The sequence below is a fragment of the Streptomyces sp. DT190 genome (assembly GCF_049846985.1).
Lineage (GTDB): Bacteria > Actinomycetota > Actinomycetes > Streptomycetales > Streptomycetaceae > Streptomyces.
In genome coordinates this window covers 189,623-208,448 of record NZ_JBNCNM010000013.1, presented here as the reverse complement: position 1 = coordinate 208,448, position 18,826 = coordinate 189,623, and the positions used below count along the sequence as shown (strand labels likewise).

The 18,826-nt window shown below is 75.4% G+C and carries 1 protein-coding gene; it reads right to left on the bottom strand.

The annotated features are described in order from the left end of the window. Positions 1-12: 12 nt before the first annotated feature. Positions 13-18,663: a non-ribosomal peptide synthase/polyketide synthase gene (locus tag ACPXCS_RS23285; protein WP_425948658.1), complete on the bottom strand. Its 18,651-nt coding sequence runs from the start codon at positions 18,661-18,663 to the stop codon at positions 13-15. Between the last annotated feature and the right edge of the window lie 163 nt (positions 18,664-18,826).

Below are 18,826 nucleotides of genomic sequence, written 5' to 3'. Positions count from 1 at the left end.
GTCGTCCGGTCCTCACCGTTCGTCGTGGTCGCTGTCGCCGCGTGCGGCGTCTTCGAGTTCGCTCAGCACCTGTTCCTCCACCAGGTCCGCCAGGGCGGCGACGGTGCGGCCCACCAGGACGTCGCGGGGCGTGAGGCTCACGCCGAAGACGTCGTTGGCGCGGGAGGCGATGAGCAGGGCGCGCAGGGAGTCGCCGCCCAGGGCGAAGAAGTCGTCTTCGGCGCCCACGGTGGTGTCCAGCGCCTCCTCCCACAGGGCGGCGACGGCCTCCTCGGTGGGCGTGCGCGGCGCTACGTACCCCGCGTCGGGCTCCCGGGTCTCCGGGACGGGGACGGGCAGGGCGGCGCGGTCGGTCTTGCCGTTCTCCGTGAGCGGGAAGCGGTCCATGACCACGAACGCCGAGGGCACCATCGGGCCGGGCAGGGTGCGGGCGGCGAGGGCCCGCAGGTCGGCGCCGGTGGGCGGTTCGACGCCGGGGACGGCGAGCACGTGGGCCACCAGGCGCGGCAGCCCCGGTTCGTCCTCCCGCACGCTCACCACGGCGTCCAGGACGGCCGGGTGGCGCACCAGGGTGGCCTCGACCTCACCGGCCTCGATGCGGTGGCCGCGCAGTTTGAGCTGGTGGTCGGTGCGGCCGAGGTAGTGCAGTTCACCGCGGGCGTCGCGGCGGACCAGGTCGCCGGTGCGGTACATGCGGCTGCCGGGCGGCCCGAACGGGTCGGCGGTGAAGCGGGTCGCCGTCAGTCCGGGACGGCCCAGGTAGCCGCGGGCCAGGGCCGGTCCGGCCAGCCACAGGTCGCCGGGGACACCGTCGGGGACGGGGCGCAGGCGCGCGTCGAGGACGTAGGCGGCGGTGGCGGGCAGGGCGCGGCCGATGGGCGGTGCCTCCCCGTCCGGGACGAGCGGGTCGGACCAGGTGGCGACGACGGTTGCCTCGGTGGGTCCGTAGGAGTTGACCATGCGGTGGTGCGGTGCCCACCGGGCGACCAGCTCGGCCCGGCAGGCGTCCGCGCCGACGATCAGGGTGTGCAGGTCGGGCAGGGTGCCGGGGGTGTCCGGCGGGAGGGTGGCGAGCGCGGCGGGCGGCAGCAGGGTGTGCGTGATGCGCGCGTCGCGCAGGACGCCGGCCAGGTCGGCGCCGAGCAGCGGGCCGGCCGGCGGTACGACGAGGGCCGCGCCGTGCGGCAGGGACATGCACAACTCCAGCACCGAGGCGTCGAAGCTGGGCGTGGCGAAGGCCAGGACCCGGTCCCCTTCGCCGACCTGGTAGTGCGCGGCCTCGGCGGCGGCGAACGCGGCCAGTCCCCGGTGGGTGACGACGACGCCCTTGGGGGTGCCGGTGGAGCCGGAGGTGTAGATGACGTACGCCGGGTCGTCCAGGTGCAGCGGGCGGACGCGGTCGGGGTCGGCGGGCCGGTGGCCGGGCGTGCCGTCGGGCGGTGCGGCGAGCAGGCCGGCGACCTCCTCGGCGGTCAGGGTGACGGCGGGCCGCGCGTCACGCAGCATCAGCTGGACCCGCTCGGCCGGGTAACCGGGGTCCACCGGGAGGAACGCGGCGCCCGCCTTGGCCACGGCGAGCTGGGCGAGGACCATGTCCGCCGAGCGTGGCAGGACCAGCGCGACCAGGTCGCCGGGCCCCGCGCCGCGCGCGATGAGCCGGTGGGCCAGCAGGTTGGCGCGGGCCTCCGCCTCGGCGAAGGTGAGCGTCGACTCCCCCGTTTCGAGGGCGAGTCGGTCCGGCCACCGGTCGGCGGCGGCCTCGATCAGCGTGGGCAGCGTCGCCGGGGGCGGCGGTGCCAGGCGCGGGCGGGCCGGGCCGTGCAGCAGCCGGTGGCGTTCGGCGGGCGGCAGGACGTCCACCGTGTGCAGCGGTGTTTCGTCGCCGGACGCGGCCAGGGCGGTCAGGGCGTGCGCCAGGCGGGCGGCCAGGGCTTCGGCGGTGGTCTCGTCGAAGTACCGCGGGTCGTAACCGAGTTCCACGGTCAGTTCGTCGCCGGGCGAGATCACCACGGTGAGCGGGTAGTTGGTCGCCTCGCGGGCGTCGAGGCCGTGCACGCGCACGCCGTGCGCACCGGCGGTGGCGTCACCGACCGGATAGTTCTCGAACACCAGCAGGCTGTCGAACAAGGGCGTGCCCGGCGGCAGTTCGCTCCACTGGTGCAGGTCCGTCAGCGGCACGTGGTCGAAGCGCCGGTCCTCGGCGCGGGCGGCCTGCACCTCCCGAAGCCAGGCGGTGCACGGCGCGGACTCGTCCACGGTGACCCGCGCGGGCAGGGTGGTGATGAACAGGCCGGTGATGGTGTCCGCGCCGGGCAGGTCGGCGGGCCGGCCGGAGACCGTGGTGCCGAAGCACACCTCCCGACCGCCCCCGGCGCGCGCCAGCAGCAGCGCCCAGGCGCCCTGGACGAGGGTGTTGAGGGTGAGCCGGTGGCGGCGCGCGAAGTCGGTCAGCCGGGCGGTGCCGTCCGCGTCGAGCCGCTGGGACAGCCAGGTGCCCGACCGAGCGGCGGCGCCCGGGGCGGGCCTGCGGTCGTACGGCAGCGGGGTCGGCGCCGCGTATCCGGCGAGGGCGGCCTTCCAGTGCTCCTCGGCGGTGGCGGTGTCGCGGCCGGCCAGCCAGGCGGCGTAGTCGGCGAAGGGCCGCCGCCGAGGCAGTCGCGGCTCGGTCCCGGCGGCGAGCGCGGCATGCGCCTGGAGCACGTCCGACAGCACGTGGAAGACGCTCCAGCCGTCCAGCAGGACGTGGTGGAAGGTCCACACCACGCGCACCTCGTCCGCGCCGAGCCGGATCAGGGTGACGCGCAGCAGCGGCGGGCGGTGCAGGTCGATGCCGCGGGCCTTGTCCTCGTCGAGCAGTCCGCGCAGTGCGCTTGCCTGCCGTGCCGGATCGAGGTCGCTCCAGTCGAGCCGGGTGACGGGCAGCGGGACGCGGCGGTGCACGGTCTGCAGCGGCGCCGGGACCCCGGTGAGGGCGACGGCGGTGCGCAGCACGGGCGTGGCGTCCACGACGTGCTGCCATGCGTCCGCGAGCAGCGCGGGGTCGCGCACGCCGTCGGCGACGAAGGTGATCTGCTCGACGTACAGGCCCTCGCCGGGCTCGTCCATGCCGTGCACGACCATGCCGGTCTGGGTGGGGGTGAGCGGGTAGACGTCCGTCACGTCCCGGCCGTCGCCGACGAGCCGGTCGACCGCGGCCTGGTCCAGGGCGGCCAGTGGGAAGTCGGACGGTGTCCGGCCGCCCGCGCCGGGCTCGGCGCAGTGCCGGACGATCCGGCGCAGTTCCTCCGCCGTCTCCTCGGCGAGGCGGGCGACGGTCTCCGGGCGGTGCACCGAGCGGGAGTACGACCAGGTGAACTCCAGCCGCTTGTCGGTGACCCGGCCGAGCACGTCGATGAGGTTGGGCCGGTCCGCCGAGCGGTCCATGCCGCCGGTGAGGCCCTCGTGGGGCGCCCGCAGCAGACCGTCTCCGGTGGCGCTGAGGTCCTGCTGCCCGAGGTAGTTGAAGCCCACCTGCGGCAGGTCGGGCAGTTCGGGTCGCGACGGGTGCAGGTGCCGCAGCGCGCCGTAGCCCACTCCCCCGCGCGGGACGGCCCGCAGGTTCTCCTTGACGGTCTTCAGCGCGGTGCCGAGGCCGGCGTCGCGGGGCACGTCGAGGCCGACGGGGAACATGGTGGTGAACCAGCCGACGGTGCGGGACAGGTCGACGCCGTCGAAGAGGTCCTCGCGGCCGTGCCCCTCCAGCGCGACGACCACCCGGTCCTGGCCCGTCCAGCGGGCGAGGACCCGGCCGAGCGCGCACAGCAGGACGTCGTTGACGCGGGTGCGGTAGGCGTCGGGGACCTCCTTCAGCAGGCGCTCGGTCTCCTCGGCGCCGAGGCTGACCGTCACGGTCTCCTCGTCGGCGGCGGTGTTGCCGCCCGGGAGGTCGGCCGGCAGGTCGGTCGGCCGCAGCGCGCTCCAGTGGGCGACCTCGTCGTCGAAGCCGCCGTCGGCGGTGCGCGCGGCCAGGTGCCGGGCCCAGTCGCGGAACGAGGTCGTCTTCGCGCCCAGGTCGGGCATTGCCCCGGCCAGGAGCGCCCGGTAGGCGGTGTCGAGGTCTTCGAGGATCACCCGCCAGGACACCGCGTCGACGACCAGGTGGTGGGCGGCCAGCAGCAGGACGGGCGGCAGGTCGCCGTCCCGCCGGCAGAGAGCGGCCTTCAGCAGCGGCCCGCCGGTCAGGTCGAACCCCGAGCCGAGAGCGGCGGCCACGGCGGCCGGTTCCTCCGGGGCGCGGTGCACCTCCAGGTGCGGTGCGGCGCCCGGCGGGGTGCCCAGTTGCTGCCACCGGCCGTCGCCCGTGTGCTCGTACCGCGTGCGCAGCGCGTCGTGCTGCTCCAGTACCGCCGCGAGGGCGGCGCGCAGCAGTGTCTCGTCGGTGTCGGGCGCCACCTCGTAGGAAACCGCCTGCGTGAAGCGGGCCGGGTCGCCGGTGAGGGTGTCGAACAGCCAGTGCTGTACGGGGGTGAGGGGGACGTCCCCGATGACCGGGCCCTGGTCGGCGGTGGGGGTGGCCGGGCCGGCGGGTGAGGCGTCGACCGCGGCGGCGAGTTCGGCGATCGTCTGGTGGGCGAAGAGGTGACGGGGTGTCAGGGTCAGTCCGGCCCGGCGGGCCGCGGAGACGATCTGGATGCCGAGGATGGAGTCTCCGCCGAGCGCGAAGTAGTTGTCGGTGGCGCCCACGTCGGGCACGCCCAGCACCTGGGCCCAGATCGCGGCGAGGGTCCGCTCGGTGGCGGTGCGCGGCGGCCGGGAGTCCCGCGTGGCGGGGGCCGCGGACCACACCGGTTCGGGCAGGGCGCGCCGGTCCAGTTTGCCGGTGGCGCCCAGCGGCAGCCGCTCCAGGGAGACCACGGCCGCCGGGACCAGGTGGTCGGGCAGGGTGCGAGCGAGGAACTCCCGCAGCTCGGCCGGCGCCGGCAGGTCGCCGTCGCGCGGCACGGCGTAGCCGACGAGGCGCTTGTGGCCGTCGTGCTCGACCACGCGGGCGGCGGACGCGGCGACCCGCGGGTGCCGGGCCAGCGCGGCCTCCAGCTCGCCGAGTTCGATGCGGAAGCCGCGCACCTTGACCTGGTCGTCGCTGCGGCCCAGGTACAGCAGGTCGCCGTCGGCGGTCCAGCGGACCAGGTCGCCGGTGCGGTACATGCGGCTGCCGGGCGGCCCGAAGGGGTCGGCGAGGAAACGGCCGGCGGTCAGGCCGGGCCGGTTGAGGTAGCCGCGGGCCACGCCGGTCCCGGCGAGGTAGAGCTCGCCAGGCGCCCCGACGGGCACGGGGCGCATGCGGGCGTCCAGGACGTAGGCACGGGCGCCACCGACGGGCCGGCCGATGGGCGGGACGCGGTCGGGGTCGGCCGGGTCGCAGGTGAAGGCGGTGGCGTAGACGGTGGCCTCGGTGGGGCCGTAGATGTTGAGCACGCGGCAGCCGGGGATCGCCTCGCGCACCTGCCGGACGGCACGGGCGGGCAGGGCCTCCCCGGCCAGGACGACGGTGTCGGCACCGACGTGCACGGTGTCCTCGGCCAGCAGCCGGCCCAGGGCGGAGGGCACGGCGCTGAGCAGCCCCGCCCGCCACGGCTCGGGCCGCTCGGCGAGGGCCAGCAGGTCGCGGACGACCTCCACCCGGCCGCCCGCCAGCAGCGGCGAGATGATCTCGAACACCGACACGTCGAAGTTGAGCGAGGTGGACGCCACCACGTGCGCGAGTCCGCGGCCGGTGAACTCGGCGGCGGCCCACTCGGTCAGCGCCACCACCGAGGCGTGCGCGACGACGACGCCCTTGGGCCGGCCGGTGGAGCCGGAGGTGTGGATGACGTAGGCCGGGTGGTCGGGCAGCAGCCGGGCACGCCGCTCGCCGTCGCCGACGGGTGCGGCGGACGCGGCGGCCAGCCGGGCCGCGCACGCCGGGTCATCCAGGGCGATCCGCGTGTACGGGCCGTCCGGCAGCCGCGCGGAGGTCTCCGCGCTGGTGATGACCGCGTCGGGGCGGACGTCCTCGAAGAGGAACGCTATGCGCTCGGCCGGGTAGCCGGGGTCGACGGGCAGGTAGGCGGCGCCGCTCTTGAGGACCGCCAGGAGCGCCACGATCAGGTCGGCGGTGCGGGGCAGGGCCAGGGCGACGAACCGCTCCGGGCCGGCTCCGGCGTCGATCAGCAGGCGGGCGAGCCGGTTGGCGCGCTCGTCGAGCTGCCGGTAGGTGAGGTGGTCGGCGGCGGAGCTGACGGCGGGTGCGTCGGGGGTGCGGGCGGCCTGGGCCGCGAAGGCGTCCGGGAGGGTGCGCCGCGGGAGCCGCGCGCCCGGTCCGGCGAGGCGCTCCAGCAGGCGGCGCCCGACGGCCGGGGTGAGCGGGGTGAGGTCGGCCAGGGGCCGGTCGGCGTCGGCGGCGAGTTGCGTCAGGAGGGTGCGCAGGCTCGCACCGATCCCCTCGACGGTGGCCGCGTCGAAGGCGGCCGGGTCGTAGTCGAGGCTCATGGTGACGTCGTCGCCGGGGGCGACGACCACGCTGAGCGCGTAGCTGGTCGGCTCGACGTCGCGTTCCTGCTCGACGGCGAGTCCGTGCCGGGCCAGGGCGCCCGCGTCGAACGGGTAGTTCTCGAAGACGACGATGCTGTCGAACAGGCCGGTGCCGCCGGGCACCTCGCTCCACGTCTGCAACTGGGCGAGGGACACGAAGTCGTGGCGCCGGGACTCCGACTGGGCGGCCTGCACCTCGCGCAGCCACTCCAGCAGGGGGCGGTCCCGGTCGATGCGCAGCCGGGTGGGCAGGGTGTTGATGAACAGGCCCACCATGGAGGTCACGCCGGGCAGTTCGGCCGGGCGGCCGGACACGGTCGTGCCGAACACCAGGTCGTCACCGCCGCCGTAGTGGTGCAGCAGTAGCCCCCAGGCGCCCTGGAGCACGGTGTTGACGGTCAGTCCGGCCCGCTGGGCGGTGTCCCGCAGCCGTGCCGACACCTCCGTGCCGAGGGTCACCCGCACCGTGCCCGACGAGGACGCGCGGTGGGCTTCGGCGGGGCGCCGGTCGCGGGGCAGTTCGGTGGGCACGGCGAATCCGGCGAGGGTCTCGCGCCAGTGCTGTTCGGCCCGGGCGGTGTCCTGGGCGGTCAGCCACTGAAGGTAGCGGGCGAAGGGGGGCCGGTCGGGCACCTGCGGGCGGCGGCCGGCGGTCCGGGCCGCGTACCGCTCGCACACCTCGTCGAAGACCTGGGCCGCGCTCCAGCCGTCGAGCAGCACATGGTGGAACGTCCACACCATGCGCACCCGGTCCGGTGCCAGCTGGATCAGCGCGAGCCGCATCAGCGGGGCCGCGCCGAGATCGATGCCGGCCTCGCGATCGACGGCCAGCAGCGCTTCGGTATCGCGCGCGCACCGCTCGGCGGGCCGGCCGGTCCAGTCGTGGTGGGTGACCGGCACGGCCGCCCGCCGCTCGACCACCTGGAGGGGTTCGGCGGTCTCCTGCCACACCAGGCGGGTGCGCAGGATGGCGTTGTGGTCGGCCGTGTCCTGCCAGGCAGCGGCCAGGGCGTGCGGGTCGGTGACGCCGTGCAGGACGACCTGCACCTGGTTGACGTAGGTGCGGCCCTGCGGGTCCAGGAGGCTGTGGAACAGCATGCCCGCCTGCATCGGGGTCAGCGGGTACACGTCCTCGACGCCGCGGCCGTCGCCCACGACCCGGTCCACGGCCGCCTGGTCGAGCCGGGCCAGCGGGAAGTCGGAGGGGGTACGGCCGCCGGCCCCGGGGGTGGCGCAGTGCGCGACGATCTCCTCCAGCGAGCGCAGCATGCCCTCGGCGAGGGCCGCGACGGTCTCCTCGCGGTGGCGGGCGCCGCTGTAGTGCCAGGTGATCTCCAGGTGGTCGTCCTCGACACGGGCCACCACGTCCAGCAGGTGCGGACGGGGCGCCGCAGGGTCCTCCGCGCCGTCCAGGCCGCCGGGCACGGCCCGGACCAGCTCGGCGTCGGCGGCGGACCAGTCGAACCGGCCCAGGTAGTTGAAGCTGATGCCGGGCAGCGGCGCGGCGGCGAGCCGTTCGTCGCCCGCGAGGTGGCGCAGGGCGCCGTAGCCGATTCCCCGGTCGGGTACGGCCCGCAGTTGTTCCTTCACGGCTTTCAGCGCGGTGCCCCAGTCGCCCCGCGGCAGATCCAGGGCCACCGGGAAGAGACTGGTGAACCAGCCGACCGTGCGGGACAGGTCGAGGTCGTCGAAGAGCTGATCCTCGCGGCCGTGCCCCTCCAGCGCCACCGCGACGGTGCGGCGCCCGGTCCAGTCCGCCAGGACGCGGCCGAGAGCGGTCAGCAGGACGTCGTCGACGCGGGTGCGGTACACGCCGGGGACCTTGCGCAGGAGGTCCTCGGTGCGCCGCCGGTCCAGGCGTACGGTCACGGCGCGCAGGTCGGCGACGGTGTTGCCGCCGTCGAGGTCCACCGGCAGCGGTTCGGCGCAGTGCCGCGAGACGTCCGCCCAGTGGGCGCGCTGCGCGGCGAGGTCCGCCTCGCCGGTGCGGGCGGTGAGCCGCCGCGCCCATTCCCGCACGGACGTGGTGCGCTGCGGCAGCCGCACCGGTTCACCGGCCCGGGCCTGCCGGTAGGCGGTCTCCAGGTCCTCGAGCAGGACGCGCCAGGAGACGCCGTCGACGATCAGGTGATGGGCGGTCAGCAGCAGGCGCGGGGGCCGACTGTCGCCGGTGAAGAGGCGCGCGGCGATCAGCGGCCCGGTGTCCAGGCGGAAGCCGGTGTGTGCCTCGTGGGTGAGGCGAGCCTCGGCCTCCGAGGCGGCCTGCGCGTCGTGACCGCTCAGGTCGTGCACCCGCAGCAGCTCCGGCAGGTCGGCGTCCGCGGCGGAGTACTCCTGGCGCCAGGTGCCGTCCGCGGCGCGGGTGAAGCGGGCCCGCAAAGCGTCGTGGTGGGTCCACAGCGCGGCCAGGGCGGTGTTCAGCGCACGGGGGTCGACGTCCTCGCCGGTCTCCACGACCACCGACTGGTTGAAGTACTCCGGGCGCGGCGGCTCGGCGTCGAGGAACCAGTGCTGGATGGCAGTGAGCGCGACCTCCCCGGAGACCGGGCCGGTGCCCGCGACGGCCGCGCCGGTGCCGGTCGCGGCGGCGGCCAGATCGGCGAGCGTGGGGTGGCGGAACAGGTCCCTCGGGGTCAGGGCGAGCCCGGCGGTGCGGGCACGGGAGACGACCTGGATGCTGACGATCGAATCGCCGCCCAGCATGAAGAAGTGGTCGTCGAGGCCGACGCGGTCCACGCCGAGCAGCTCGGCCCAGATGCCGGCGAGCACCCGCTCGGCCTCGGTGCGCGGCGCACGGTGGACGGTGTCGGCCGCCGCCGACCACTCGGGTTCGGGCAGCCTGCGCCGGTCGACCTTGCCGTTCGCGGTCAGGGGCAGCTCGGCCACGGTGACGAACGCGGCCGGGACCATGTAGTCGGGCAGTTCAGCGGCCACGTGGGCGCGCAGTTCGACCGCCCGCGGCACGGCCGCGCCGGGGCCCGGCACCAGGTGGGCGACCAGGCGTTTGCGCCCCTCGTGCCGTGACACCGACACCACCGCCTCGGCGATCGCCGGGTGGGCCGTGAGCCGGGCCTCGATCTCGGCGGGTTCGACGCGGAAGCCACGGATCTTGATCTGGTCGTCGACGCGTCCCACGAAGTGCAGTTCGCCGTCGGCGCTCCAGCGCACGAGGTCGCCGGTGCGGTACATCCGCCCGCCGGGCGGCCCGTAGGGGTCGGCCAGGTAGCGGGCCGCGGTGGCGCCGGGGCGCCCGGCGTAGCCGCGGGCCAGGCCGGCGCCGGCGAGGTACAACTCCCCCGGCACCCCGGGCGGTTGCGGCTGGAGCGCGCCGTCCAGGACGTAGCCGCGGGTGTCGTCGAGGGGGCGGCCGATGGGAAGGGTCACGGGCAGCGAGTCACCGGCGTGGAAGGACTGGCGGGTGGCGAAGGTGGTGGTCTCGGTCGGGCCGTAGACGTCGACGACGGTGAGGTCGGGGCAGGCCTCCAGCACGCGCCGTACGGCGGCGCCGGGCACGGCTTCGCCGCCCGTCCACACCTCCCGGGCGCCGCGCAGGCAGGCGGGGTCCTCCTGGGCGAGCAGGCGGAACAGGCCGACCGTCAGGAACAGGCAGGTCACGCCCTGTTCGCCGATCGCGTGACGGACGGCGGCGGCGTCCAGGTCCCCCGGAGGGGCGAGAACGGCGGTGCCCCCGCGCAGCAGCGGCACCCACAGTTCGTAGGTGGAGGCGTCGAAGGCGTGCGGGGAGTGCACCAGGACGCGGTCGTGGCCGGTGAAGGCACGGTCGAGGGCGAGCGCGGCGACGTCCCGTTGCCGCGCGGCCACGCCCTTGGGGGTGCCGGTCGATCCGGAGGTGAACATGAGGTACTGGACGTTGTCCGGGTCCACGCGCGGCACGGTGGTGGGGTCCGCGGTCGTGGCGGTGTCCTCGCCCGGGCGCAGCACGCGTCCTTCCGGGAGAAGGTCCGCGGCCGTCTCGTGCCACTCGGTGTCCGTGAGCAGCAGGCCGGCGCCGGCCTCCGCGAGCATCGTGCGCTGCCGTTCACGGGGGGCCCGGCCGTCGAGCGGGACGTACACGCCGCCGAGGCGGGCGAGGGCGAGCTGGGTGACGACGAGGGCGGCCGAGCGGTCCATCAGCACGCCGACGGCGACCTCCGGGCGCACCCCGAGGCCTGCCAGCCGGCCGGCCAGGGCCGCGGCGCGCACGTCGAGTTCGCGGTAGGTCAGCCGTTCGGCGCCGGCCAGCAGCGCGACGGCGTCGGGGGTGCGCTCCACCTGCGCGGCGAAGAGGTCCGCGGCCGTCGCCGCCGGGGTGCCGGTGGCCGTGTCGTTCCAGGTGTGGAGCACCTGCTCACGGCGGGCGGCCGTCAGCAGGGGCAGGCGTGCGGGAGTGCGCCGCGGGGTGGCGGCGAAGCCCTCCAGCAGGACGGTCAGGTACTCGGCCATCCGCTCGACGGTGGCGGTGTCGAAGAGGCCGGGGTCGTAGCCGAGGCGCAGGGCGAGTTCCGTGCCGGGGTAGGCGACCAGGCTCAGCGGGTAGTTGGTGGTCTCGATGCCGTCCAGACCGGTCAGCCGCAGGCCGTGCGCGGTGGCGAGGCCGTCGTCGACCGGGTAGTTCTCGAACACGACGATGCTGTCGAAGAGGGCGGCCCGCTCGGGCAGCTCGGTGTACGCCGTCATCCGGTGCAACGGCACGTGGTCGTGGCGCCGGTCCTCGCTCTGTTCCCGCTGGAGCCGGGCCAGCCAGGTGAGCAGCGGCTCGTCGCGGGGCACGGTCACACGGGCGGGCAGGGTCGCGATGAACAGGCCGGTGATGGCGTCGGCCCCGGGCAGTTCGTCGGGCCGTCCGGAGACGGTGGTGCCGAAGACCGCCTCGGCACGGCCCGCCTGACGGCTCAGCAGTACCGCCCAGGCGCCCTGGACGAGGGTGTTCATCGTGAGGCCCGCCGTCCTGGCCAGATCCGCCAGCGCTTTCGTGGCGGGCTCGGGCAGGGTGACGCGCACCGCCGCCGTCGACTGCGCGCGGTGGCTCTCGCGGGGCTCGCGGTCGAACGGGAGCGGTGTCGTCTCGCTCAGGCCGTTCAGGCGGGCCCGCCAGTGCCGTTCGGCCCCGGCCCGGTCGGCGCGCTCGGACAGCCAGGCGACGTAGTCACGGAACGGGCGGCGCTCGGGCAGCGCGAGCTGCGCCGTGCCGGACAGTCCCGCGTGGCTGGCGAAGACGTCGGAGAGGACCTGGAACAGGCTCCAGCCGTCGAGGATCAGGTGGTCGAAGGACCACACGACGCGGACCTCGCGGTCGGAGAGCCGGGCCAGCACCAGGCGCTGGAGCGGTGCGCGGGTCAGGTCGACGCCTCGGGCCCGGTCGCGGACGAGCAGGTCGCGCAGCCGCTCGTCCCGTTCGGCGGCGGCCAGACCACGCCAGTCGGACAGTTCCACCGGCACCGCCGCCCGGCGCTGCACCACGAGCAGCGGCTCCGGCACGTCCTGCCACGCCACGCGCGAGCGGAGCACCGGTGTGCGGTCCGAGACCCGCTGCCAGGCGTCCGCCAGCACCCGCGGGTCGGGCACGCCGTCGAGGACGAACGTCAGCTGCTGGAAGTACACGGCGCCGTCGTCCTGGGAGAGCCGGTGGAAGAGCATGCCGGCCTGAGTGGGCGTCATGGGGTGGACGTCCTCCACACCGGCGGGGTCGTCGCCCACGATGCGGTCGACGTGGGTCTGGTCGAGCCGGGTCAGCGGGAAGTCCGAGGGGGTGCGTCCGGCGGTGCCGGGCCGGGCCGCGTACCGGGCGAGGCCGGCCAGCGCGTCGGCGTAGCGTTCCGCCAGCTCGGTGACGGTCTCCGGCCGGTGCACCTGGTCGGAGTAGAACCAGGTGAACTCCAGGCCGTCGCCGTCCAGCCGCCCCACGACCTCCAGTGCGTGCGGGCGCGTCGCCGAGGGGTCGGCGTCCAGTTCCAGCGGGCGGACCAGCCCGCGGTACAGGCCCTCGGTGGTGTCGGACAGTCCGAACCGGCCGAGGTAGTTGAAGCTGATCTGCGCGCCGGCGGCCGGGAGGGGTGCGCCGTCACGGCCCGGCAGGGTCAGGGCGCCGTGGCCGATGCCGTGCCGGGGCACGGCGCGCAGGTGTTCCTTGACCTGCTTGAGCACGCTGTCCCAGGGCGCCTGGGGCGGGACGGCGAGGGCGACGGGGTGGCGGGTGGTGAACCAGCCGACGGTGCGGCTGGTGTCGACGTCGGCGAAGAGCTCCTCACGGCCGTGCCCTTCGACGTCGACCAGGACCCGGTCGTGCCCGCTCCAGCCGCACAGCACCCGGCCGAGGGCGGCGAGCAGGACGTCGTTGGCCTGGGTGCGGTACGTCTCGGGAAGCGTCCGCAGCAGCGTTTCGGTGTCATCGGTGCCGAGCCGCACCGTCACCGAGCGCTGGGAGGCGTAGGTGCCGGTGCCCTCCCGGTCCGCGGGCAGAGCCGCCCGGGCGTCTTCGGTCTCGCGGATCCAGTACGCCCGCTCGTCGTCGAAACCACCGGCGGCGGTGTGCGCGGCCAGGCGCTCGGCCCACTGCCGCAGCGGGGAGGACTTACGGGGCAGCGCGGCCTCGCCGTCCCGGCCCTCGCGGCGAGCGCGGTAGGCGCGTTCGAGGTCTTCCAGGAGCAGACGCCAGGAGACCCCGTCCACGACCAGGTGGTGGACGGACAGGTGCAGCACGGGCGGCCGACCGTCGCCCCGGTCGTGCAGGACGGCGCGCAGCAGCGGGCCGTGGCCCAGGTCGTAGGGGCCGGAGTGCGGGCTGTCGGTGTCCGGGCCGGTGTGACGGGTGAGGCGGCAGCGCACGGCCGGACCGTCGACCAGCCACCGTACGCCCGTGCCGTCGGCGCGGAAGCGGGAGCGCAGTGCGTCGTGGTGGGCGACCACGTCGTCGAGGGCGGCCTGGAGCGCGCTTTCCTCGACGTCGACGGGCAGTTCCAGCGAGAGGGTCTGGGCGAAGTGTCCCGCCCGCTGGCCGGCGCTGTCGAAGAGCCAGTGCTGGATGGGTGTCAGCGGCGCGGCCCCGGTGGCCTCGACGGGGGCGGACGGGACGGCGGTCCGGTGGCGGTCCGTCTCGTCGGCGCGGCGGGCCAGGGCTGCGACCGTCTGGTGCTGGTAGACGTCCCGCGAGGTGACCGTCAGGCCCGCCTGCCTGGCCTGGGCCACGACCTGGATGCTGAGGATGGAGTCGCCGCCCAGGGCGAAGAAGTTGTCGTCCGCTCCGACCCGCTCCACGTGCAGGACGGCGGCCCAGATGGCGGCGAGGGTCCGTTCGGTGGGGGTGCGGGGCGCGACGTGGCGAGCGGCGGGTTCGGCCGGTGCCGGATCGGGGAGCCGGCCGCGGTCCAGTTTGCCGTTGGGGTTGAGCGGCAGGGCGGGCAGCACCACGACGGCCGAGGGGACCATGTAGTCGGGCAGGGTGCGCCCGAGTTCGCGGCGCACGGCCTCGGGCTCCAGCCGGGCGCCGGGGGCGGCGACCACGTAGCCGGCCAGGCGGCGGTGGCCGTCGGCGTCGCGGACGGTGGCGGCGGCCTCCGTGACGCCCGCGCAGCTGCGCAGGGCCTCCTCGACCTCGCCGAGTTCGATGCGGAAGCCCCGCACCTTGACCTGCTGGTCGACGCGGCCGAGGTATTCGAGCTGGCCGTGGGTGCTCCAGCGCACCAGGTCACCCGTGCGGTACATGCGCTCCCCGGGTGCGCCGAACGGGTCGGCGACGAAGCGGGCGGCGGTCAGTCCGGGGCGGCGCAGGTAACCGCGTGCGAGGCCGCCGCCACCGAGGTACAGCTCGCCGGTGACGCCCGGCGGCTGGGGGCGCAGCAGCCGGTCCAGCACGTAGGCACGGGTGCGGGCGAGGGGACGGCCGATGGGAGGGGCCTGGTCGGGGAGGGCGCCGTCGGCGAACCAGGCGGTGGCGTAGACGGTGGCCTCGGTGGGGCCGTAGATGTTCGCCACCTCGGCCGCGGGCATGGCGTCCTGGATGTCCCGGACGGTCCGGGCGGGCAGGGCCTCGCCGGCCAGGACGACGGTGTCCGCCTCGATGGCACCGTCGTCGCCGAAGATGCGGGACAGCGCGGACGGCACGCCGCTGATCAGTCCGACCCGGCGCGGGCGGGAGCCGTCGGCGGAGGCGGTGAGGTCGGCGAGGGCGGTGAGGTCGGTGACCACTTCGACGCTGCCGCCGGCCAGCAGAGGGCACAGCAACTCGAAGACGGACACGTCGAAGTTGAGGGACGTGGAGGCGACGACGTGGGAGAACCCGCGCGCACCGAACGTCTCCCCGGCCCAGGCTGCGAGCGCGGCCACGCTGCGGTGGGTGACGACGACGCCCTTGGGCCGGCCGGTGGAGCCCGATGTGTAGATGACGTAGGCGGGATGGGACGGGTCGAGTGGTCCGGTCCGCTCGGCGTCGGTCAGGTCGGCGGCGCCGGCATCGGCCGGATCCGGGGCGTCGGCTTCAGCCTGGTCCGAGGTGCCGACGGCGGGGGGTGCCACGTCCTCCAGCAGGAGCGGCTCGCAGTCCTCGGGGAGGGCATGTGCCGTTTCCCGGGTGGCCAGGACGAGGGCGGGGGCCGCGTCGGCGAGCATGAAGCGGATGCGCTCGGCCGGGTAGCCCGGGTCGACGGGCAGGTACCCGGCGCCCGACTTCAGGACGGCCCACAGCACGGGCAGCAGGTCGGCGGTGCGCGGCAGGCACAGCGCCACGAGCGACTCCGGTCCCGCGCCGCGCGCCGCCAGGAGCCGGGCGAGACGGTTGGCACGCCGGTTCAGCCCTGCGTAGTCGAGCCGGGTCCCGTCGCAGGTCACCGCCGTCCGGTGGGGAGTGCGGGCCACCTGCTCCTCGAAGAGCGCGGGCAGCGTGGCGCCGTCGGCCCGGTCCCCGGGCGGCACGGGCGGGTTCCAGGTGTCCAGGAGCTCGCGCCGCTCCTCGTCGGAGAGCAGCGGAAGGTCGGCCAGCGTCCTTTGCGGCGCCTCCGCCATGCCGTCGAGCAGGTGCCGCAGGTGCCGGGCCATCCGGGCCGCGGTCGCCGCCTCGAACAGGTCGGTGTTGTACTCGACCGTCAGCTCCTGCCCGCCGTCCGCGCGTGGCGCGAACTCCAGCACGAGGTCGAAGCGGGCGGCCGGGCGGGGCAGCGGATGGTCCTCGATGCGGACCCCGGCGGCGACCGGCGGCCGCGCGGGTGCCGCCTGCTGGACCACGAGCGCCTGCACCAGCGGGGTGCGGCTGGGGTCTCGCGGCGGGGCGAGTTCTTCGACCACCCGGTCGAAGGGCACGCCGTCATGGGCGAACGCGTCCAGCACCGTCCCGCGCATGGTCTGCAGGAACCGGTCGACGGTGACGGCGTCGTCGACGTCGCCGCGCAACACGACGGTGTTCGCGAAGAAGCCCGTCACGTCCTCCAGTTCGCGGCGGTCGCGCCCGTTGGTGATGGTGCCGAACGCCACGTCCCGCTGCCCGGAGCAGCGGGCGAACAGCACGGCCGCCGCCGCGGCGAGAACCGTGAAGACGGTCGTGTCGCGGCTCGCGGCAAGTTGCCGCAGCCGGTCCACGAGGTGGCGCGGCAGCTCCTCGCGGTGTGCGGCGCCCGCGGTGGTGCGCACGGCGGGGCGCGGCCGGTCGGTGGGCAGGTCGAGCTGCTGGAGGCCGGCCAGATGGCGCTTCCAGTAGGCGAGGTCGTCGGCGTGGGCGTCGGCGGTGTGCCGCTCGCGCTCCCACAGCGCGAAGTCGGGGTACTGCACGTCCTGCCGGGACAGTCCGTCGGGTTCGCCCGTGGCCTCGGCGCGGTAGAGCGCCGCCAGGTCCCGGGTGAGGACGCCGACGGACCAACCGTCGGTGACGATGTGGTGCTGAGCCAGCAGCAGGACGTGGTCCTCGGGTGCCCGGCGGACGAGCAGTGCCCGTGTCAGGGGCCCGGTCGTGAGGTCGTGGGGCCGGCGCAGTTCCTCGGTCAGCAGCCGTTCGACGGCCTGGTCCCGCCGGTCACCGGGCACCTGCCCGACGTCGGTGGTGCGCAGGGGCAAGTCGGATTCATCGGAGACGAGTTGGACACCCTGTCCGTCGACGGTGGCGAAGGTGGTGCGCAGGGAGTCGTGGCGTGCGGCGAGCCGGTGCAGGGCGCGTTCCAGGGCCGTCGTGTCGAGGGGGCCGCCCAGCCGCAGCGCCACACCGGTGTTGTACTCGGTGCCGCCGTCGGCGAGGTCGTCGAGGAACCACAGGCGCCGCTGGGCGCCGGAGAGCGGGACCGGCTGCGTGCGTGGGGCGGAGGGGATCGGCTCCGGCGGGGCGGTGGCGCACGGCCGGGCGGTGGGCGCGGCAAGCGTGGCGAGCGTGGCGACGGTTCGCGCGGTGAACACGTCGCGCAGGGAGAGCCGGACACCGAGTGCTTCCCGGACGCGGGTCAGGATGCGGGCCGCGAGAATCGAGTCGCCGCCCAGGTCGAAGAAGTCGTCGGTGACGCCGACGGTTCCGACGCCGAGGACCTCGGCCCAGATCGCGGCCAGGGTGTCTTCCTCGCCGGTGCGCGGTTCGACGTGCTGCTCTGCGGCCACGCCGCCCGGGGCGGGCAGCGCCCGCAGGTCGATCTTGTGCTGCGGGGTGAGCGGCAGCGTGTCCAGCACGATGACGGCCGAGGGCACCATGTGGACCGGCAGGGAGGCGGTGAGGGCGGCGCGCAGCCGGGCCGGTTCGGGCCTGTGTGCGGGGTCGGCGGCGGTGACGTAGCCGATGAGGCGACCGCGGGCGGGTTCCGTGTCGCGGACCACGACGACGGCTTCGCGGACGTGCGGGTCGCGCAGCAGCGCAGCTTCGATCTCGCCGGGCTCGATGCGGAAGCCGCGGACCTTGACCTGCCGGTCCACCCGGCCGAGGAACTCCAGCTCGCCGTCGGCCCGCCGGCGTACCCGGTCGCCGGTGCGGTACAGACGGGCGCCGGGCGGTCCGAAGGGGTGGGCGACGAACCGCGTCGCGGTCAGACCCGGGCGGCCCAGGTAGCCGCGGGCCAGGCCGTCACCGGCTACGAACAGCTCACCCTCGGCGCCGGGCGGCACCGGGCGCAGGGCCGCGTCCAGGACGTGGGCCTCGGCGCCGGGCAGCGGACCGCCGATGCCGGGCGCCCCGGAGCCGGGGGCCAGCGGTCCGGTCCAGGTGGCGACGATGGTGGCCTCGGTCGGACCGTAGGAGTTGATCATGCGACGGCCGGATGCCCAGCGGTCGACGAGCGCGGCCGGGCACGCCTCGGCCCCGACGATCAGGGTGCGCAACGAGGGCAGGCCGCCGACGTCCGCCGGTTCGGGCAGCGTGGCGAGGGCGGCCGGCGGGATGAGGGCGTGAGAGATGCGCTGTTCGTCCAGGACGGCGGCGAGTTCCTCACCGAGCCACGGTCCGTTCGGCGGGACCACGAGCAGGGCCCCGGACAGCACCGAGATGAACACCTCGAGTACGGAGGCGTCGAAGCTGGGCGAGGAGAACTGCAGGACTCGGTCGCCCGGGCCGACGGCATACCGTTCGGCGGCCGCCGCTGCGAAACCGGCGATGCCGCGGTGGGTGACGGTGACGCCCTTGGGGGTGCCGGTGGAGCCCGAAGTGAAGATGACGTACGCCGGGTGGTCCAGGAGTGTTCTGCGGGGAACGGGGAGGGTCTCCCCCTCAAGCCCGTCTTCACCGTCCAGCAGGGCGCGGACCTGTCCGGTGTCGTCCAGGACGACGGCGGGCGCGGCGTCGGCGAGCATCAGCGCCTGCCGTTCGGTCGGGTAGCCGGGGTCCACGGGGAGGAAGGCCGCTCCCGTGAGTGCCACCGCCAGTTCCGCTGCGATCAGTTCCATCGATCGGGGCAGGATCAGCGCCACCGCCCGCTCCGGCCCGGCACCACTCGCGCAGAGGTGGGCGGCGAGCCGGCCGGCCCGCCGGGCCAGCTCTCCGTACGACCAGGTGCGCCGGCCGTCGGTGAGCGCCGGGGCGTGCGGATCGTGCCTCACCCGCCTGGTGAACAGCTCACCGAGCGGCAGGTGCCCGTGGACGTCGCCGTCGGGGGTCGGGGGGACGGTGCCGGCCGCCGAGGGGCCGGCTGTGGCGGGGCGCTGGGCGTGCGGGTCCGTCATCGGGTGCAGTCCTTCGGGCGTGGGGGCGGCGCACGGACGCGCCGCGCCGCTCCCGGGCGGCCCGTGGGCGCACCGGAGCGGAGCGGGGTCCTCGCGTACGGAGCGGGTGCGGGGCACGGCCGGGCCGTGCCGGTGCCGTGCGCGGTCGGACCGGGCGGTTCGG

Excerpts from the sequence above, each read along its gene's own strand:
- ACPXCS_RS23285 (WP_425948658.1), bottom strand. The coding sequence starts at position 18,663 with ATGACGGACCCGCACGCCCAGCGCCCCGCCACAGCCGGCCCCTCGGCG.